Raw genomic sequence first — 17,192 nt, forward strand, 5'->3', positions numbered from 1 at the left:
CCGCCATGAGCACCTTCACCGAGGGCGCCGTCACCAACCGCGCCGGCACCGACACCAATCGCGCCACCGACCGGGCCACCGACGCCGCCACCGATGACCGCGCGACCAGCGCTGCGACCGACGCGCCCGCGACCACCGGCCCTCAGCGCGTCGCCGAGGCCGACAACCTGGCCGTCGCCTCCTTCCTTCTCGGCCTCCCGGGCCTGCTGCTGTTCAACATCGTCCTGGGCCCGATCGCCGTCACCCTTGCCACGCTGGCACTGGTCCGCGGCACCAGCCGCCGCGGTCGCGCCTTCCTCGGCCTGGCCCTCGGCATCACCTCGCTGGTCATCCTCGCCGTCACCACCGCCACCTCCCACGGTGTGCTCATCGACATCAGCTCCTGAGCTACGTCCGCGCCGGCCTCCGATCCCGCCTTCGGACAGGCCTCCGGGCCGACCGCCAGGCCAGCCTCCGGGGCGGGCCCCAACTCGCCGCCCCAGCACTCGAACGACCGATCCCGTCATCTCGGCCCACGACCCCTGCCCGCCACGTAGGGTGGCCACATCGGCCGTGTGACCACAGGGGGCAGGAGTGACTACCGAGATCCACAGCGCCGCGCAGCCGACGCCCACCGGGGCGGGCGGGCGGCTGCTCGCGGTGAGCGATCTGCACATCACCTACCAGGAGAACCGCGACCTGGTGGAGAAGCTCCAGCCCGACCACCCCGACGATTGGCTGATCGTCGCCGGAGACGTCGCCGAGCTCACCACGAGCATCGAGTGGGCGCTCGGCCTGCTCGCCGAGCGATTCGCCCGTGTCATCTGGGCACCCGGCAACCACGAGCTGTGGACCCACCCCCAGGACCCGGTCCAGCTCCGCGGCGTGGCCCGCTACGAGCACCTGGTTGAGCTGTGCCGCGGCCTCGGAGTCGTCACCCCCGAAGACCCGTACCCGCTCTGGCAGGGCGCCGGCGGCCCGGTCCGGATCGTCCCGCTGTTCCTCCTGTACGACTACACCTTCCGCGCTCCCGGCACGGCCACCAAGGAGGAGTCCCTGGCGGCCGCCTACGAGAGCGGCGTGGTCTGCGCTGATGAGCGGATGCTCCATCCGGACCCGTTCCCGGACCTGGATTCCTGGTGCCGCGAGCGGGTCCGGCTGACCGAACAGCGGCTCGCCGCCTGTGACCCGGACGTCCCGCTCGTTCTGGTCAACCACTACCCGACGGTCCGCCACCCCACCGAGGTGCTCTGGTACCCGGAGTTCGCCCAGTGGTGCGGCACCGAGCTGACCGCCGACTGGCACCGCCGCTTCAACACCGCCGCGATGATCTACGGCCATCTGCACATCCCGCGCAAGACCAGCTACGACGGCGTCCCGTTCGAGGAGGTCTCGCTCGGCTACCCGCGCGAGTGGCGCAAGCGGGGGCTCCCGGACCCGCTGCTGCGAGAGGTGCCCCTGCGGGCCCCGACCGGCCCGGCCGCCGGCCAGTAGCCGGCGGCCACGGCGGCCCACTGCCCGGACCTCGGTACCGCCGACGCCGTAGGCCTTCCCGGCGTCGGCGACGCGGGCGGCGGTGCCGCGGAGGACGTCGAGGGTGGTCACGTGCCGCCACCGGCCCCGGGCGTGCCCCTGGTCGGCTCCGTGAGGACGGCCCGCTTGGCGCGGTACTCCTCGGCGTCGATGTCGCCCTCGGCGTAGCGGCGGCCCAGGACGGCGAGCGGGTGCTCCGCCGCGGATCGGTGCTCCGCTGCGGATCCGGGCCCGACGCCGAATCCGCAGCCGCGGCGCCGCCAGAGCGTCCGGCGCAGCAGGGCGATCGCCAGGACCACGACGGCGATCCAGACCAGGGGGACGAGCAGGATCCACGGGCCGGGACCGTGCCAGTCTGCGAGCTGCGTGTACATCGCGGTTCAACTCCTCGGTGGTGGGCCTTCAGGACCTCGGGTCGGTTCCCGAGGTGCCTTGAGCGTCCCGCCGACGGGCCTCATCACGCGTCCTCCCAGCAGCGGCAGTTGGGATACTCCCCGGGGAGTACGGACGCCCCGCGACACGCCGGGTGGGGAGTACCCGCAGGCCGACGCGTCAGCCCAACCAGCCCGGCCGCACCAGCCCCGACTCGTAGGCCAGCACCACCAGCTGCGCCCGGTCCCGCGCCCCGAGCTTCACCATCGCCCGGCTGACGTGCGTCTTCGCCGTCAGCGGGCTGACCACCAGCCGTCGGGCGATCTCCTCGTTCGACAGCCCCATCCCGACCAGCGCCAGCACCTCGCGCTCCCGCTCGGTCAGCATCGAGATGTCCGAGAGCCCCTCCGGCGCCGCCTCGGGTCCCTTCGACCGGGCCGCGAACTCACCGATCAGCCGCCTGGTCACGCCCGGCGACAGCAGCGCGTCCCCCGCCACCGCGACCCGGATCGCCCGCAGCAGGTCGGCCGGCTCGGTGTCCTTGACCAGGAAGCCCGCCGCGCCTGAGCGCAACGCCTCGAAGACGTACTCGTCCAGCTCGAAGGTGGTCAGCACGACCACCCGTACGGAGGACAGCGCGGGATCACCGGCGATCCGTCTGGTCGCCTCCAGGCCGTCCATCCGCGGCATCCGGACGTCCATCAGCACGACGTCCGGCACCAGTTCGCGGGCGAGCCGCAGCGCCGCCTCGCCGTCGTCCGCCTCGCCGACCACGGTGAGGTCGTCCTGCAGGTCCAGCAGGGCCCGGAAGCCCGCCCGGACCAGCAGTTGGTCATCCGCCAGCAGTACCCGAATCACTCACTCCCCGCCTTCGGTGTCGGCAGCTCCGCCCGGACCCGGAAGCCGCCGCCGGGCAGCGGCCCCGCCGTGATGGTGCCACCGAACGCACCCGCGCGTTCCCGCATCCCGACCAGCCCGCTGCCGGAACCGCCGGCGTCGCCGACCACCGCGGGCCCCGGGTCCTCGACCCGGACGACCAGCACGGCCGGATCCCGCCAGTCCAGCACCACGACCGCATCCCGGGCCACCGAGTGCCGGACCACGTTGGTCAGCGCCTCCTGGACGATCCGGAAGGCGGTGAGGTCGACGGTGGCGGACAGCGGGCGGCGCTCGCCGTACTCGTGCACCTCGGCCGCCAGGCCCACCCGGTCGGCCTGCTCGGTGAGTTCGTCCAGCCGGGCCAGCCCCGGCGCGGGACCGCGCGGCGCCGCTCCCGGCCCGCGCAGCGTGGCGAGCACCTGGCGGACCTCGCCGAGCGCCTCCTTGCTGGTGGACTTGATGGTGACCAGCGCGGTGCGGGCCTCCTCCGGCCGCCGGTCGAGCAGCGCCAGCGCGACCCCGGCCTGGATGTTGATCAGCGACAGGCTGTGCGCCAGGATGTCGTGCAACTCCCGCGCCATCTTGAGCCGTTCCTCGTTGGCCCGGCGCTGCTCCAGCTGCTGCCGGTAGGCCCGGTGGGCGGCGATCCGCTCGCGCCGGAAGCGGACCATCTCGGCGATCGCCAGCACCAGCAACAGCCAGGCGAGCAGCCCGAGTTCCGGCAGCCAGACGTTGCCGGACGGCGGACTGGCCCGCTGCCAGCCGGCGGGCACGGCGAAGGTGGTCAGGACGTGCGCCAGGTAGACCCCGCCCAGGCCGAGCCAGGCCGCCCGGCGGTGCCCGCAGCCGATCGCCGCGCAGCAGGCGATCAGCCAGCTGACGAAGACCGGCCCGTACGGGTACCCGGCGGCCAGGTAGCCGGCCGTGACCACCGAGGTGCCGGCCACCACCGCGGCCGGACGGCGCCCGCGGAACACCAACAGGGCCGGGCCGGCCAGCAACAGCAGGTAGCCGAAGGCGTCCAGCGGGACCCTGCCCTTGGCGTCGTGCGCGGCGAAGGTCGAACCGACCACCTGGACCACCGCGACCACGGCCGCCAGCCCCACCGGCAGGGCCGCCGCGGCCGCGCGGGCCCACGGCGGGCGCCACGGCGCGGGCGACTCCCCCGGAGGCGACGGCTGCTGCGGAGGCGGCACCGGCTCCGGCTCCGGCTCCGGCGGCTGGGACGTGGGCGGCATCATGCCCGGAACGCTAGACCCACGCCCCGCCCCCGCGCGTCCTCCACCAGTGGCGTTCGGGCGTACTCCCGCTGGAGTACGCCCGAAGCCTCAGGCCCCGGCAAGGCCGCCGACGGCCTCACCGACTCAGCTCTCGGTGACTGCGGAGGCGCCCCCGGCGCCGGCCTCCGCCTCCTCGAAGGCCGCCGAGGCCTCGGGCCGCGCCAGCGTCACCGTCAATTCCCCCTCGCTCACGTCCGCGATCAGCGTGTCCCCCTCCCGCACCGTGCCGTCCAGCAACAGGTTGGAGATCCGGTTGTCCAGCTCCGACTGGATCGTCCGGCGCAGCGGCCGGGCCCCGAACTCCGGCTGGTAACCCCGGTTGACCAGGAACTCCTTGGCCGCCTCGGTGACCTCCAGCCGCACGTCCTGCGCCCGCAGCCGCCGCCGGGAGCGTTCCAGCAGCAGGTCGACCACCGACACCAGGTCCTTCCGGGTGAGCGCGTGGAAGACGATCACCTCGTCGATCCGGTTGAGGAACTCCGGCCGGAACTGCCCGCGCAGGTCGCGCATCAGGTCGTCCCGGATCTCGTCCACGTTCCCGGAGTGGTCCAGAATCCGCTGCGAGCCGATGTTGCTGGTCATGATCACCACGGTGTTGCGGAAGTCGACCGTACGTCCCTGGGCGTCGGTGAGCCGCCCGTCGTCCAACACCTGGAGCAGCAGGTTGAAGACGTCCGGGTGCGCCTTCTCCACCTCGTCGAAGAGCAGCACGCTGTACGGCTTGCGGCGCACCGCCTCGGTCAGCTGCCCCGCCTCCTCGTAGCCGACGTACCCGGGCGGGGAGCCGACCAGCCGGGAGACGGTGTGCTTCTCCTGGAACTCGCTCATGTCGAAGCGGATCATCCGGTCCGGGTCGCCGAACAGCAGCGCCGCCAGCGCCTTCGCCAGCTCGGTCTTGCCGACGCCGGTCGGCCCGAGGAAGAGGAAGGAGCCGGTCGGCCGCTCCGGATCGCCCATCCCGGCCCGGCCGCGGCGCACCGCCTGGGCGACGGCGGTGACCGCCTCGTCCTGGCCGATCACCTTCTCGTGCAGGTGCTGCTCGAGCTTGAGCAGCCGCTCCTTCTCGGTCGCGTTCAGCTCGGCGACCGGGATACCCGTCCGGGAGGACAGCACCTGGGCGATGTCGTCGGCCGTCACATCGACGACCTCTTCGCGGGACTCGGCGATCGCCGCCAACTCGTCTTCGGTCTTGCGCAGTTCGGTCTTCAGGTTGGCGGCCCGCACGAACTCCTCGTCCGCGACGGCCTCGTCCAGCTCGCGCTTGAGCTTGGTGATCCGGTCCTGCACCGACGTGGCCTCCGTGGAGCCGCTGAGACTGCGCAGCCGCACCCGCGCCCCGGCCTGGTCCAGCAGGTCGATCGCCTTGTCCGGCAGGAAGCGGTCGCTGACGTACCGGTCGGAGAGCGTCGCCGCCGCGTCCAAGGCCTCGTCGCTGAACCGCACCTGGTGGTGCGCCTCGTACGCGTCGCGCAGCCCCCGCAGGATCTCGACCGTCTCCTCGACGCTCGGCTCCGGCACCAGTACCGGCTGGAACCGGCGTTCCAGCGCGGCGTCCTTCTCCACGTGCTTGCGGTACTCGTCCAGCGTGGTCGCGCCGACCACGCTCAACTCGCCGCGCGCCAGAGCCGGTTTGAGGATGTTGCCGGCGTCCATCGAGCCCTCGCCGCCACCGCCCGCGCCGACCACGGTATGCAACTCGTCCAGGAACAGGATCACGCTCTTCTCGGCCGCCGTGACCTCGTCGATGACGTTCTTCAGCCGCTCCTCGAACTCACCCCGGTACTTGGACCCGGCCACCAACGCCGTCAGGTCCAGCGTGACCACCCGCTTGTCCCGCAGGCTCTGCGGCACGTCCCCGGAGACGATGCGCTGGGCCAGACCCTCGACGATCGCGGTCTTGCCGACACCCGGTTCGCCGATCAGCACCGGATTGTTCTTGGTCCGCCGGGAGAGGATCTCGACGGTCTGCTCGATCTCCTCGGCCCGCCCGACCACCGGGTCCAGCCGGCCCGAGCGCGCCTCCTCGGTGAGATCCAGCCCGTACTCGTCCAGCGTCGGCGTCTCGGTCGGACGCGCACCCGAGCCGCCACGCTCCCCGCCGGCACCGCGCCCCTCCAGCACCGACTTCAGCGCCTCCGGCGACTGCGCCGCGTTGCGCAGCGCCGTACCCGCGCCCGAGCGCTCCTGCTCCAACAGCGCGCCCAGGATGTGTTCCGGACCGATGTACGAGGCGCCCGCCTCCCGCGAGCGGGCGTGCGCGGCGAGCAGGGCGCGCTTGGCCGAGGGGGTGAGCGCCGGCCGCCCCTCCGGCGACGACGGGCCGCCGGACGGCAACGCGCCCTCCAACTCCCCGGACAGCTCCTCCGGGTCGACGCCCGCGCGCTGCAGCATCCGGCGCGAGGGCTCCACCCGGGTGGCCGCCCAGGCCAGGTGCGCGGTGTCGAGGTCACTGCTCCCGTCCTCGGCCGCACGCTGCGCGGCGAGCGCCAGCAGCTCCTGCGAGGACTCACTGAGCAACCGCCCGATCGGCACCCGCTGCACGGCGGGCGGGGAGGCCATCGGACTCATCCCGAAGAACCGGCTGAGCAGGTCGGAGAACGGATCGCTCGATCCGAACGGGGGCATGGACACGACGGTTCACCTCTCCCAAACGGTTTGCAGCCACACAAACACAGGGCGCGTCCGGCCGCCTGTCGAGCGCGAGCCGGCGCGGGGCCCCGCTCGGCGGTGCGCGATCGCAGGCGGAACCCACCCTGTGACGTCGTCCAGCAGCACGCCCGCGCCGTACGTCACCACCGCCGGCAGCGGCACCAGCGCACCCAGCGTGAACGCCGCCGCACTGACCAGCGCCGCCTGCCAGGGACTGGTCAACACCCCGGGGCCGCTGCCCAGTTCGGCTCGCGCGCGGGCCGCCAGCGCGTCCCGCGCGGTCCTTCAACTCGTCCAGCTGCCCTTCTCTCCTGGGACCACCGGATGAGCCAAACACTGGTGATCACGGTCGTCAGGCGGAGAGCGCGCCGCCTACACACAGTTCCTCACCGAGGCGATCTCCCCCGCGGGATCGATTCTGGAAATCCAGGACAGGAATCTCGATGACGCGGCTTTCGTCAACCGAGTCGCCGAGTGTCGGACCGCACCCTCGGCACTCGTCCCCACCCTGGCCCTGGTGAGCGTGGAGGGACCGGAGGAGGTGTACCGGGGTGCCCACTGGGGCCGGGACTGCCTGACAGCCGAGCTGCGCTCCGCCTGCGCCCACCGCGCCGGAAGCTCCCCTCGATCACGTGATCACAGCGCAGGACGACAGAAGGCGTGCCGTCGGAGCCGCCTCGGTCGCTGCCAGGCGGGCGCTCGGCAATGACACCGACAGCCCGGCCCTGGCCGCGGGATGCGTGGCCGGCACGGGCATCACAGCCTGACCGTGGCCGGGGACCGACTCGGACCTTGGAAACGATCAAGGGCCAGCTCGGGAGGATCAAGCCTCCGAACTGGCCCTTCGTGGCGGTGGGCGCGGACGGTTTCGAACCGCCGACATCTGCTTTGTAAGAGCACCGTTTTGATTGCCTCTCACCTGCTGCGATGCGTCGAATGGAGATCATTTAGGGGAAATATGGGAGATCAACTCTCCCAGACCCTCTCCCACCCCAGATTCGCCATCGCCTGCTCGAAGACCGCCTGCAGGCCGTTGAGCCGGTCGATCCGCATCGGCACCGTCGGGTGCTGGTACACAGCCTTGATGCCGGACCTCACATGGCCGGCCTGCTCGTGCGCCAGCGGGTCCGCCACTCCTATCTGCGCCTGCAGAGTGTCGTGGAAGTGCCGCAGCAAGTCCATCGTAAGACCTGGCAGGAGCGGAGCCCAGGCCTTGCGTGGCGCGTGCCCCTTCGACGCTGCAAGTGCCGTCCGGCCGTCCGCGCCGGGCCTCATCACCTGCCGGCCGAAGTTACTGTTGCGCCACCACACTCCCTTCCGGGTGCAGAAGAGGGTGTCATGCGTGGGGTTCATTCGTTTCTCGTGCTCGTCGAGCAGGGCGTTGAGGAACGGTGGCACGTCGATGTCCCGCAGCGAGCCGTCGTTCTTCACCGGCTCCAGGTCGAAGTACAGCGGCCCCTTCGTGCCGTCCGGACCGCGAGTCTGGTACTCGGCGACCTCGAGCCGAATCTCGAGCGTGGGGCACGTCCAGATGCCGTTGCCGTGGGCCTCGCGTCGCTCCCCGCGGCTGCTTCGGGTGAGCGCACAGCCCTCACCCCAGCGCGGCCCCAGGAAGGCAGTGGTGAGGATGTGCATGCCGTCGAGCGGGCCAACGCGACGGGCCAGTTGGAGCACAAGCTCGGGCGTTGCCGGCGCAGCCTGCTTCTTGACCAACTTCGCCTGGTTCTTGGCCTTGATGGCGGCCGTGCGGCTCCTACGTCGGCCGAAGAGCGGGTTCACCGCGAGCTTCCCCGCGTCGACCGCACCAGTCATGATCTGGCTCATCAGCGTGAGGCAGTGCGAGGCGGTGGTGTCGTCGTGTGTCTCGCCGACGGAGTTGGCCCAGGATTCCGCCTCGAACCAGTTGACCTGGTTGAGCGGCACGTGTTCCCAGCGCGGCAGGATGTGAGTGTCCAGCCGGTCCCACCGCGTGGTGTTGGTGCGGCCTCGAGGGGCCTTCGCAGCCATCCACTCCCGGGCCCACTGGCCGAACTGCATCTGTGCGGCCTTGGGGTCGATCCAACGGCCAGCGCGAATGAGGGCTTCCTGCTCCTGCCCGTACTCCTTAGCGGTCTTCTCCGTGGGGAATCCGGGCGCGCTGCCGTAGTTGATCCCGTCGGGCAGCAGGTACCGGGCTCGCCACGTGTACTGCTTCGTCTTCTTGCCGTTGCGGACTTTGTAGACCTTCTCGGCGTACGCCAAGGGGCACCCCTCTTTGTCCTGGCAGGCGGGGCCTGCCGTCCCGCAAGACCCCGCCGTGCCAAGGGTGCTACACGTCGGTCCCGCCGAACGTCCTCAGGAGGTCCGGGTCTTCGCGGAGCCGCTGGCCGAGCTTGAGCGCCTGGGCCTCGGTCACGAGGTTGGCGTTCAGCAGGACCACCGGGCACGCGCCGGCCTTCCGTCGGACGACCGCTAGGCCGCCGTGGGGGATGTCCGGTACGCGCTCGATCCGCAGCCGCATGGGAGCGGTCCCCCTTACCTGGTTGGGTGACCCCCCTCACTCAGGTAGCGGAATCCTGACACACGGTTGGCATATGCGCACGGGTTTGCGGGCGTGTCGTGTGATTGTCGACTTACTCCGAGTCGTCGGAGAAGATCTCGTGCGCGGCTCTCTGCAGCTTCGACCACTTCTTCTGCAGCTTGCGCCGTTCCTCGGGCGTGAGGTCCCGGGTTTCGCCCTCCTTCCAGATGATCACCACGTCGCCCTCGTCGGGCGTGTCGAGGGCGATCGCCGTAGCGTCCGCGACCCGGCCACCGAGCAGGGCTGCCCGCACCCGCCCGGTCAGGTCGTCAAGGAGCTCATCGACCTCGCCGTCTTCGGCTTCAGCGTTCGGTGCGGCGTCGCCGTGCGACCCGCGCGTCGTGGGGTTGCCACCCGCCAGGACGGTTTCGACGCTGTCCTCGGTCCAGCCCAGGGCCGTAGCGATAGCCCTGTGTGTCGCAGTGACCTTGGCGTACGAGCGCGATCCCCTTTCCAGGGTCTGGACTGTCGACAGGCCTACGCCAACGGCCTTGGCAAGGTCGTCTTGAGTCATGCCACTGCTCTGCCGCGCCGCCTTCATGGCGCGTCCAAGGCGGCCCCAGTCTCTGTCCATGGCCCCATGATGCCCCATGTTCATGCAACTCCGACGCCAGGATCAAGCCTTTTGAGCTGCACTTAAGACTCAAGTCGACCTTCGAAGTGTTGCATCAGGAGCCCCACACGGCCAGCGAGCCTCAACTCTCACCGGTAGAAAGTGTGGCCATCATGTAGCCAGAGGCCTTGAAAGTTGAGGCTCAGTGTGGTGAGCTTCTCTCGTGACACCGAACGGCACCGCAATCAGGGCCATACGGAGATCTCAACAATTGAGCCTCCGCGAGGTCGCCGCCAGAACTGGCCGGGACGTCGGCTTCCTCTCCCGCTTGGAGAGGGGTCTATCCGGAGCCAGCGAGGAGACGCTTCGGCGAATCGCCGCGACGCTGACGGTGCCCGTAGCCGCTATCAACCGAGAGGAACAGCCGTGACCGTGCTGGTCGAGCCGCCCGTGCTCTCCGCAGCGGACCGGCTCCGGCTCTACACGCCGGAGGAGGTGATCGAGATGAAGCTCCTGCCCTACACCGTCCGAACGTTGAAGGACGCCGCGTACAACAAGCGCATCCCGCACACCAAGGTCGCCGGGAAGATTCGCTTCCGTCTGGACCACGTGTTCGCGATCCAGCAGGCCGGTGACGTTGACCCGGCCACTCGCGGCCGTCGCCGCGCCGCCTAAACCACCCCTGACATGGGTCGGGCCCCCGCCCGGCAGTCACCCGGTCGCACCCGGATGCCGCCCGCGAAGGCCCTGGACCCCACCCCAACCAGAGAAGAGGTGGACGTCGTGTCCCCCATCATCCCCTACACGTTCCCGGACACGGGAACCCCGGTCCGGATCGTAACCCTCGACGGTGAGCCCTGGTGGGTCGCCAAGGACGTGTGCACTGTCCTCGACATCAAGAACAGCCGCGACGCCGTCGCCCGGCTCGACGCCGATGGGGTCGGTCAGACCGACGTCATCGACTCGCTGGGCAGGACGCAGGTCGCGGCCATCGTCAACGAGGCTGGCCTGTACGAGCTGATCATCCGCTCCGACCGCCCGCAGGCCCGCGCGTTCCGGCGGTGGATCACCGCCGAGGTGTTGCCGAGCATCCGCCGTGTGGGTTCGTACTCGGTGGCGCCGGCCGCGCCGGTGCTGCCGGACATCACCACCCCGCAGGGTGTGCTGGCGTTGGCCCAGCAGTTCGCTCGGACCGCCGAGCAGTTGGTCGAGGCGGACGCGAAGCTGCGCGAGCTGGAGCCGAAGGCGCTCGCTCACGACACGCTGATGGCCGCGCAGGACGGTGACGTCCTGGTGCGTGAGGCCGCGAAGGTGCTGGGCTGGCAGGAGAAGCAGCTCCGGACGTTCCTGCTGGACGAGCACCTGATCTACCGCCGACAGGCGACGTGCGGCGCCGGCCAGTACGACTTCTACGCCGCGCACGCGCCGCACTTCAACGCGGTGGTGCGGGTGGTGACCCACACGTGGGGGGACTGCGCGCACTACACGCTGCACATCACGCCGCGTGGCATGGAGCTGGTCCAGAAGCGGATCGCTCGGCGTCAGGCGGAGATGCGTGACGCGATCGGCGGTGCGGCCTGATGGGCGAGTTGGAGCTGAACGTGCTGATCGACGCCCTGGTCGCGGAGTCGACCGTGCCGGTCGACGTGCTGGTGGTCGAGGGACCGGTGTCCGACGCCGTCGAGTTGCCGGCGTGGTCGCCCGCGACGGAGGCCCTGATTGCCGAGTACATGGCGCGGACGGGCGGTGCTCGATGAACGCGCCGAAGGTGATGTCGCTGCAGGAGGCCGTGGAGGCCGGCCTGCTGGAGGGGTCGCTGATCGTGCGGGCCCAGACGGTGGTGGACCGGGCGAACGCGCTGCAGGCCCGCCCGGGACCGTTCATGGAGTCGACCGAGGCCGCGGGGCTCTTCGGCTCGATGCAGGCCACGATCGAGGGCCTCATGCACGAGCTGTACGTGTCCCGCCTGCAGGTGCAGGGCTTGGAACGCCTGCTGGGTGTCAAGGAGGCCGCGTGATGGCCGAGTACACGCCGGACGAGAAGGCCGCTGCTGCGGTGGCGGGTGAGGACTGGCTGGAGTCGGGGCTGAACCCGGAGCTGTTGCTGATGGGCCGGTTCATGGACGACCACGGCGACCCCCGCGAGTGGAACGAGACGACGGCCGCCCTGTACGCGGCCGAGCACAACCGGCTGATGGGAGGGGCCCGATGAGCGCCCAGGACGGGATGTTGCACGCCCGCATCGACGCGATGTGGATGCACGTGGTGCTGCGGGCCCGTGGGCCGCGCTACGACACGCTGCGGACGCTGGCTGAGGCGTGGGGTGACTCGCGGCAGCGGGTGATCGACGCGCTGGACGAGCTCGCGGCGGTGGTCGAGCAGGGCGGGCCGGCTTGGGACACGGCGGTCGAGAACGTCGAGGCTGACCTGCAGATGGGCGAGGCCGAGGTCGAGTTGACGCACGTGGACGCCTACCGGTTGTTGGACGAGTTGTTGGCGGCGGCGCCGTTGACGATGTCGGCCCGGCAGGAGACCGCTCGGGCGCCCGAGGTCATCGCGTTCCCGCACCAGCACCAGCGCGGGGAGGTGGCGTGATGCCGTGGATCTCCCGCCGCGCGGCCGCTGAGGCCGCCGCCGCGATGAGCCAGCTTCGCGACCGCATCCGACGGTTGGAGGCGGACCTCGCCGAGCAGGGTCGAGCGAACGGGCGCCTCGCCAACCGCCTGTCGGCCGCCGAGGCCGCGAACGCCGGTGCCATCGCCGCCGTCCGGTCCGCCCACCAAGGGCAGCACCAGGAGAACGCCAGGTTGCGGGCGCTGGTCGACCAGCAGCGAACCACGATCCGTTCGCTGAACTCGCAGCTCGACAACGGGCTCGGTTACACGGCCGAGGAGATCGCGTTGCTGAACGCGGGGGCGGTGACCACGCGATGACGATCACCGAGCTGCCGGGGCACTTCGCCCCGGCCGCCGGGCCCATCGTTACCGAGCCCGGTGTCTACGAGATGACCAACGAGCAGTACCACGCCGACCCGGTCCCGGGCGGAAGCCTCTCCTCGACCGGGGCCCGCAGGCTGCTGGCCCCGTCCTGCCCGGCGCTGTTCCAGCACGAGCGCACCAACGGCCGGGCGCCGAAGCGGGCGTTCGACTTCGGCTCGGCCGCGCACATGGTGGTGCTCGGGGCGGGCCCGGAGTTGGTGCGGATCGACGCGGACGAGTGGCGGACCAACGCCATCAAGGCCGAGGTTGCCGAGGTCCGTGAGCGGGGCGCGATCCCGCTGCGGCCTGCCGAGTGGGACCAGGTGCACGCTATGGCGGCCGCGATCCGCCAGCACCCTGTGGCGTCCCGGCTGTTCGCCCCGGGTAGCGGGCTGCCGGAGCAGTCGCTGTTCTGGGCCGACCAGGCCACCGGTGTGTGGCGGCGGTGCCGTCCGGACTGGCTGCCGTATCCGACCGGTGGCCGGCTGATCGTCCCGGACTACAAGACGTGCGTGTCGGCGGATCCGCGGTCGATCGAGCGGGCGGTGTACGACCACGGCTACTACCAGCAGGACCCGTGGTACGTGGACGGTATCCGGGCGGTGCTCGGCGTCGAGGACGTTGTCATGGTCTTCGTGTTCCAGGAGAAGACCGCCCCCTTCTTGATCCACGTCGTGCAGCTCGACCCGGTCGCGCTCCGTGCCGGTCGCCGCCGCAACCGCGAGGCCCTCTCGATCTACCAGGCGTGCACCGCTTCCGGGCAGTGGCCCGGCTACTCCGACCGCGTCGAGATCGTCTCCCTGCCCGCCTGGGCCGAGAAGCAGGAGAACCAGTGAGCAACATCGAGCAGTTCATGCCGCAGGCGCCGGCCCGGATCGGGCAGGGCACCGCGGTCGAGCAGTCCCGCGCCGTCGCCGAGGTCCAGGCCGCGATCGTCGTCGCCCAGCAGTGCCCCCGCAACGTGCAGGCCGCCGTCGCCGAGATGCGCCAGTCGTGCCAGCAGAAGGGCCTCGCCGAGCGGGCGTTCTTCCGGTACTCCCGCGGCGGGTCCACGGTCTCCGGCCCGTCGGTGCACCTGGCTCGTGAGCTGGCCCGCTGCTGGGGCAACATCCAGTACGGCCTCGCCGAGCTCCGCCGCGACGACGAGTACGGCGAGTCCGAGATGCAGGCCTTCGCCTGGGACGTGCAAACCAACGCCCGGTCGTCGCAGGTGTTCATCGTGCCGCACAAGCGCGACGTGAAGGGCGGCCCGAAGAAGCTCGTCGACCTCCGCGACATTTACGAGAACAACGCCAACAACGGCGCCAGGCGCCTGCGTGAGGCGATCTTCTCCGTCCTGCCTGCCTGGTTCGTTGAGGAGGCCAAGGACATCTGCACCCGAACCATCACCAGTGGCGGCGGCAAGCCGCTGCCGCAGCGCATCGCCGACGCTGTCCGGATGTTCGAGGGCATGGGGGTGACCGTCGACCGGATCGAGGCCAAACTCGGCCGGCCGAGCGGGAAGTGGACGGAGTTCGATGTCGCCCAGCTCGGCGTGACGTACAAGTCGGTGCAACGCGGCGAGGTCACCCTCGACGAGGAGTTCCCGGCCGACCGGGTGACCATCGCCGAGATCGCCAAGCTCCCCGTGCCGCAGCCCGCCGAAACGACCGCAGCCGCGACCGAGTCGGCCGCGTGGCCGCAGGTCGCACAGCCCGGGGGTGCCGAGTGAGCTGGTGGGAGCGCGAGTGGCTCGCGCTGGATCTGGAGACCACGGGCCTGGACGTCGAGTCCGACCGCATCGTCACGGCGGCAACCGCGCGCTGCACGCGCGGGGTGCCGTGCGAGACCCGAACGTGGCTGGCTGACGCCGGGCGGCAGGACATCCCGCTGGAGGCCACGAAGATCCACGGGATCCCGACCCGGCACGCGCACCGGTACGGGCAGCATGTTGAGCTTGTCGCCCGTGCGGTGGGCACGACCGTGGTCGAGGCCGCCAACGACGGGGTCCCGGTGGTCGTGGCGAACGCTCCGTACGACCTGACCCTGTTGAGTCGGGAGTTGTGGCGCGCCAACGTGTGGAGGGGTCTCAAGTCCCGGGCGAGCCTCCTGGTTCTGGACCCGCTGCTGCTCGACTGGAAGCTCGCCCCGTACCGGGAGGGCCGCCGACGGCTCGAAGACCTCTGCGACTACTACGACGTCGATCACGACGGCCCGCACCGGGCTGACGCGGACGCTGTGGCCGCCGCCGCGGTGACGTACAAGATCACCGGCTACCACCCCCAGCTGCGGGCCATGACCCTCGCCGAGGTCCACGAGGCGCAGGTGCGGTGGGCGGCGGAGCGTGCAGCGGCCCGACAGGCGTATCAGCGCCGCACCAACCCGAACGCGGTCGTGAACGGCCACTGGCCGCTCATCCCCCGGCAGGAGGTGGCGTCTTGATCCTCAAGGTCCGCAACGGTGCCGACATCGACATCCTGCTGCGGTTCCGCTCGCCCGCCACCGTGACCGCTCATGTCACCACGGACGACGGCCTCGACCTGGTCGCCGTCGAACGGGCGCTGACCGGCGAGATGCCCCGACCGCAGCTCCGGGCCTTGGAGGCCCACCTCGCCTGGCGACTGATCACCAGCCCACAGGAGGAGGCCCCCGACCGGCCACTCGCCGCACTCCTGGGCGTCTCCGACCGCACGATCTGCCGCTGGCGTAACCAGCAGACCCGGGCTGATCAGGCCCTCGAACCGAGGCCCGGAGGTGGCGAGATGAGCAGGTCCATCGACTGGCGCGCGGCGGCGCTGTGCGGTGACGACCCGGACAGCTGGTTCCTGGAGGAGGTCCGGCCGCAGTCGGCGAAGCACCTCGCCACCATGGCGGCCAAGGAGGCCTGTCGGCGGTGCCCGGTTCGGCGTCAGTGCAGGACCGAGGCCCTTCGGCTCGAGGCCGGGCAGCCAGCGCAGATGCGGTACGGCGTCTTCGGGGCCATGACCCCGGAGGAACGCGCGGCGGCGGACCCGATCGTGCAGGCCCGAAAGCAGGTGGCGGCGTGACCGCGAACCGGTACAAGGACCCGGCGGACCGGGCGGAGTCGTACGGCGCCTCGCTAACGCTGGCCGAACTGCCCGAGGAGACCCGGTCGGCGGCCCGCCGGTACATCGCCAGCCAGGCCCGGGACGCCGCGGACGAGCAGCTGCTGCTGGCCATCCTCGGCCTCGACCAGCCGGCGTGACCTGCGGCCAGTGGCTGCCCGCGGTGAACCGCTACTGCGGGCAGCCCACCCGGCCCTACCCCTGCGGCGCCAGGTGCGCCAACCACACCCCCGCCCGACAGAACGGGCGCCCCGAACCACCCACCACTCCAATGGAGACGCGATGACCACCGTGGCCGTCACCACCACGAACCTCCCGGCCCACCAGCTCGCCGAAGCCCTCGACCAGGTCATGCCGCACATGGCCAAGCCGCAGAGCAGCACCCCGATCCTGTCGAGCGTCTACTTCGACAACAACGGCACCTACCTCCACGCCGTCGCCACCGACCGCTACACCCTCGCCGTCGCCCGCCGCCGTCTGCGGTCCAGCGAGGGCGAATGGACCGCCACCGTGGGCGCCATGCACGCCACCTACCTGCAGTCCTGGGCTGCTGCCCACGGCTACAGCGACACCGTCGACTTGACCGTGACCCCGGGGCAGATGACCGCGGTCAGCAACATGGGCCGCATTGTGCTGCCGACCATGGACGGTGCTCACGCCCCGTGGAAGGCACTGATCAACAAGCACATCGAACGTCAGGCGGAGACGGTCGACATCTCCGGGCTGGACACGCAGTACCTGGCTCGCTGGGCGAAGGCCGGTCGCCACCTGCAGATCACCCAGTCCTCCGCGGAGGCACCGTTCATCGTGGCCGGCCCCGACTTCCTCGGCATGCAGATGCCGATCCGGCAAGTCCGCGGGGAAGCACCGTCCAGGGCCGCCCTTGCCGCCGAATGGGCCGGCTCGCTCGGCTTCGCCGTCGAACCGGGCGTCGACCTGCCGCTGGCGGCCGAGAACGACCACGGCCCGACGATGACCGAAGACCTCCTCAAGCAGGTACTCATCTCATCCCAGGAGCTGTACGACGTGATCGGCGGCACGAACTACGCCGCCATCGGCGCCCACAGCCGGGCCGGGTCCCACGCGTGGATCGCACACCGCCTGCTGCAGGTCCTGCGAGTGATCGACCCGCGCACGACCGAGCTGGCGCTCGCCGATATTTCGGACGAGTTGGACAGCGGCGACTTCGCCGAGACCGCCTTCGACGAAGCCGAGCGGCTCGGACACGACCCGCAGGCCTGGATCGACGCCTATATCGAGGGCCGCCAGAAGCGCGCCGAGGCGGCGGCTGAGCAGGCCAACGCGCAGGGCTGACGCCCGCCTGACTGCCTGGGGCGGGGTGTCA

At 70.8% G+C, this 17,192-nt stretch carries 24 protein-coding genes; 16 read left to right on the plus strand and 8 right to left on the minus strand.

The features are described 5' to 3' along the window. The first annotated feature begins 5 nt into the window (after positions 1-5). Together ACZ4WV_RS05200 and ACZ4WV_RS05205 are read left to right on the plus strand one after the other, a co-directional pair. A complete protein-coding gene (locus ACZ4WV_RS05200; protein WP_465742937.1) occupies positions 6-386 on the plus strand; it encodes a hypothetical protein in 381 nt (126 codons plus the stop codon). 187 nt (positions 387-573) lie between these two features. Continuing rightward, the gene (locus ACZ4WV_RS05205) at positions 574-1,473 is read left to right on the plus strand and encodes a metallophosphoesterase family protein (protein WP_465742939.1); all 900 of its coding nucleotides are present in this window, start codon (positions 574-576) and stop codon (positions 1,471-1,473) included. Positions 1,474-1,580: 107 nt separating this feature from the next. On the opposite strand, the gene ACZ4WV_RS05210 is transcribed toward ACZ4WV_RS05205, so the two are convergent. The 8 genes from ACZ4WV_RS05210 to ACZ4WV_RS05245 form a co-directional block, all read right to left on the minus strand. After that, complete coding sequence (locus ACZ4WV_RS05210) at positions 1,581-1,886, minus strand: SHOCT domain-containing protein (RefSeq protein WP_465742941.1); 306 nt, start codon at positions 1,884-1,886, stop codon at positions 1,581-1,583. Positions 1,887-2,064: 178 nt separating this feature from the next. Further along, positions 2,065-2,742, minus strand: a complete 678-nt coding sequence (locus ACZ4WV_RS05215; RefSeq protein WP_465742943.1) for a response regulator — start codon at positions 2,740-2,742, stop codon at positions 2,065-2,067. After that, complete coding sequence (locus ACZ4WV_RS05220) at positions 2,739-4,004, minus strand: sensor histidine kinase (protein ID WP_465742945.1); 1,266 nt, start codon at positions 4,002-4,004, stop codon at positions 2,739-2,741. The genes ACZ4WV_RS05215 and ACZ4WV_RS05220 overlap by 4 nt, the downstream gene beginning before the upstream one ends. A gap of 123 nt (positions 4,005-4,127) precedes the next feature. Further along, positions 4,128-6,668, minus strand: a complete 2,541-nt coding sequence (locus ACZ4WV_RS05225) for an ATP-dependent Clp protease ATP-binding subunit (protein ID WP_465743256.1) — start codon at positions 6,666-6,668, stop codon at positions 4,128-4,130. A 12-nt stretch (positions 6,669-6,680) separates the two neighbouring features. Then, complete coding sequence (locus ACZ4WV_RS05230) at positions 6,681-6,917, minus strand: hypothetical protein (RefSeq protein ID WP_465742947.1); 237 nt, start codon at positions 6,915-6,917, stop codon at positions 6,681-6,683. Between the two features lie 741 nt (positions 6,918-7,658). Continuing rightward, entirely contained in the window at positions 7,659-8,933 is a 1,275-nt protein-coding gene (locus ACZ4WV_RS05235) for a hypothetical protein (protein WP_465742949.1), read from the minus strand. 67 nt (positions 8,934-9,000) lie between these two features. Then, the gene (locus tag ACZ4WV_RS05240; protein WP_465742951.1) at positions 9,001-9,192 is read right to left on the minus strand and encodes a hypothetical protein; all 192 of its coding nucleotides are present in this window, start codon (positions 9,190-9,192) and stop codon (positions 9,001-9,003) included. Between the two features lie 112 nt (positions 9,193-9,304). Next, positions 9,305-9,826, minus strand: coding sequence for a helix-turn-helix domain-containing protein (locus tag ACZ4WV_RS05245; RefSeq protein WP_465742953.1), 522 nt, complete (start codon positions 9,824-9,826; stop codon positions 9,305-9,307). Between the two features lie 202 nt (positions 9,827-10,028). On the opposite strand from ACZ4WV_RS05245, the gene ACZ4WV_RS05250 reads away from it, so the two are divergent. The 14 genes from ACZ4WV_RS05250 (at position 10,029) to ACZ4WV_RS05315 (ending at position 17,161) form a co-directional block, all read left to right on the plus strand. After that, the gene (locus tag ACZ4WV_RS05250) at positions 10,029-10,235 is read left to right on the plus strand and encodes a helix-turn-helix domain-containing protein (protein WP_465742955.1); all 207 of its coding nucleotides are present in this window, start codon (positions 10,029-10,031) and stop codon (positions 10,233-10,235) included. After that, entirely contained in the window at positions 10,232-10,480 is a 249-nt protein-coding gene (locus ACZ4WV_RS05255) for a hypothetical protein (protein ID WP_465742957.1), read from the plus strand. The genes ACZ4WV_RS05250 and ACZ4WV_RS05255 overlap by 4 nt, the downstream gene beginning before the upstream one ends. A 108-nt stretch (positions 10,481-10,588) precedes the next feature. Further along, positions 10,589-11,386, plus strand: coding sequence for a BRO family protein (locus tag ACZ4WV_RS05260; RefSeq protein ID WP_465742959.1), 798 nt, complete (start codon positions 10,589-10,591; stop codon positions 11,384-11,386). Continuing rightward, complete coding sequence (locus ACZ4WV_RS05265) at positions 11,386-11,562, plus strand: hypothetical protein (protein ID WP_465742961.1); 177 nt, start codon at positions 11,386-11,388, stop codon at positions 11,560-11,562. The genes ACZ4WV_RS05260 and ACZ4WV_RS05265 overlap by 1 nt, the downstream gene beginning before the upstream one ends. Continuing rightward, positions 11,559-11,822, plus strand: a complete 264-nt coding sequence (locus ACZ4WV_RS05270; protein WP_465742963.1) for a hypothetical protein — start codon at positions 11,559-11,561, stop codon at positions 11,820-11,822. Before ACZ4WV_RS05265 ends, ACZ4WV_RS05270 begins: the two co-directional genes overlap by 4 nt. After that, positions 11,822-12,016, plus strand: coding sequence for a hypothetical protein (locus ACZ4WV_RS05275; RefSeq protein WP_465742965.1), 195 nt, complete (start codon positions 11,822-11,824; stop codon positions 12,014-12,016). The genes ACZ4WV_RS05270 and ACZ4WV_RS05275 overlap by 1 nt, the downstream gene beginning before the upstream one ends. Next, the gene (locus ACZ4WV_RS05280) at positions 12,013-12,399 is read left to right on the plus strand and encodes a hypothetical protein (protein ID WP_465742967.1); all 387 of its coding nucleotides are present in this window, start codon (positions 12,013-12,015) and stop codon (positions 12,397-12,399) included. The genes ACZ4WV_RS05275 and ACZ4WV_RS05280 overlap by 4 nt, the downstream gene beginning before the upstream one ends. Next, positions 12,399-12,737, plus strand: a complete 339-nt coding sequence (locus ACZ4WV_RS05285; protein ID WP_465742969.1) for a hypothetical protein — start codon at positions 12,399-12,401, stop codon at positions 12,735-12,737. The genes ACZ4WV_RS05280 and ACZ4WV_RS05285 overlap by 1 nt, the downstream gene beginning before the upstream one ends. After that, a complete protein-coding gene (locus ACZ4WV_RS05290; RefSeq protein WP_465742971.1) occupies positions 12,734-13,618 on the plus strand; it encodes a PD-(D/E)XK nuclease-like domain-containing protein in 885 nt (294 codons plus the stop codon). The genes ACZ4WV_RS05285 and ACZ4WV_RS05290 overlap by 4 nt, the downstream gene beginning before the upstream one ends. After that, positions 13,615-14,493: a hypothetical protein gene (locus ACZ4WV_RS05295; protein WP_465742973.1), complete on the plus strand. Its 879-nt coding sequence runs from the start codon at positions 13,615-13,617 to the stop codon at positions 14,491-14,493. The genes ACZ4WV_RS05290 and ACZ4WV_RS05295 overlap by 4 nt, the downstream gene beginning before the upstream one ends. Then, positions 14,490-15,203: an exonuclease domain-containing protein gene (locus ACZ4WV_RS05300; RefSeq protein WP_465742975.1), complete on the plus strand. Its 714-nt coding sequence runs from the start codon at positions 14,490-14,492 to the stop codon at positions 15,201-15,203. The genes ACZ4WV_RS05295 and ACZ4WV_RS05300 overlap by 4 nt, the downstream gene beginning before the upstream one ends. After that, the gene (locus ACZ4WV_RS05305; RefSeq protein WP_465742977.1) at positions 15,200-15,808 is read left to right on the plus strand and encodes a WhiB family transcriptional regulator; all 609 of its coding nucleotides are present in this window, start codon (positions 15,200-15,202) and stop codon (positions 15,806-15,808) included. The genes ACZ4WV_RS05300 and ACZ4WV_RS05305 overlap by 4 nt, the downstream gene beginning before the upstream one ends. After that, positions 15,805-15,987 (plus strand): hypothetical protein, encoded by a 183-nt coding sequence (locus ACZ4WV_RS05310; RefSeq protein ID WP_465742979.1) that lies wholly within the window; start codon positions 15,805-15,807, stop codon positions 15,985-15,987. The genes ACZ4WV_RS05305 and ACZ4WV_RS05310 overlap by 4 nt, the downstream gene beginning before the upstream one ends. Before the next feature lie 142 nt (positions 15,988-16,129). Further along, the gene (locus tag ACZ4WV_RS05315; RefSeq protein ID WP_465742981.1) at positions 16,130-17,161 is read left to right on the plus strand and encodes a hypothetical protein; all 1,032 of its coding nucleotides are present in this window, start codon (positions 16,130-16,132) and stop codon (positions 17,159-17,161) included. Positions 17,162-17,192 lie beyond the last annotated feature (31 nt).

The organism is Kitasatospora sp. NPDC029312 (genome assembly GCF_055569215.1).

Excerpts from the sequence above, each read along its gene's own strand:
- ACZ4WV_RS05270 (WP_465742963.1), top strand. The coding sequence starts at position 11,559 with ATGAACGCGCCGAAGGTGATGTCGCTGCAGGAGGCCGTGGAGGCCGGC.
- ACZ4WV_RS05285 (WP_465742969.1), top strand. The coding sequence starts at position 12,399 with ATGCCGTGGATCTCCCGCCGCGCGGCCGCTGAGGCCGCCGCCGCGATG.
- ACZ4WV_RS05200 (WP_465742937.1), top strand. The coding sequence starts at position 6 with ATGAGCACCTTCACCGAGGGCGCCGTCACCAACCGCGCCGGCACCGAC.
- ACZ4WV_RS05315 (WP_465742981.1), top strand. The coding sequence starts at position 16,130 with ATGACCACCGTGGCCGTCACCACCACGAACCTCCCGGCCCACCAGCTC.
- ACZ4WV_RS05265 (WP_465742961.1), top strand. The coding sequence starts at position 11,386 with ATGGGCGAGTTGGAGCTGAACGTGCTGATCGACGCCCTGGTCGCGGAG.
- ACZ4WV_RS05275 (WP_465742965.1), top strand. The coding sequence starts at position 11,822 with ATGGCCGAGTACACGCCGGACGAGAAGGCCGCTGCTGCGGTGGCGGGT.
- ACZ4WV_RS05210 (WP_465742941.1), bottom strand. The coding sequence starts at position 1,886 with ATGTACACGCAGCTCGCAGACTGGCACGGTCCCGGCCCGTGGATCCTG.
- ACZ4WV_RS05245 (WP_465742953.1), bottom strand. The coding sequence starts at position 9,826 with ATGGACAGAGACTGGGGCCGCCTTGGACGCGCCATGAAGGCGGCGCGG.
- ACZ4WV_RS05220 (WP_465742945.1), bottom strand. The coding sequence starts at position 4,004 with ATGATGCCGCCCACGTCCCAGCCGCCGGAGCCGGAGCCGGAGCCGGTG.
- ACZ4WV_RS05280 (WP_465742967.1), top strand. The coding sequence starts at position 12,013 with ATGAGCGCCCAGGACGGGATGTTGCACGCCCGCATCGACGCGATGTGG.
- ACZ4WV_RS05290 (WP_465742971.1), top strand. The coding sequence starts at position 12,734 with ATGACGATCACCGAGCTGCCGGGGCACTTCGCCCCGGCCGCCGGGCCC.
- ACZ4WV_RS05225 (WP_465743256.1), bottom strand. The coding sequence starts at position 6,668 with ATGCCCCCGTTCGGATCGAGCGATCCGTTCTCCGACCTGCTCAGCCGG.
- ACZ4WV_RS05240 (WP_465742951.1), bottom strand. The coding sequence starts at position 9,192 with ATGCGGCTGCGGATCGAGCGCGTACCGGACATCCCCCACGGCGGCCTA.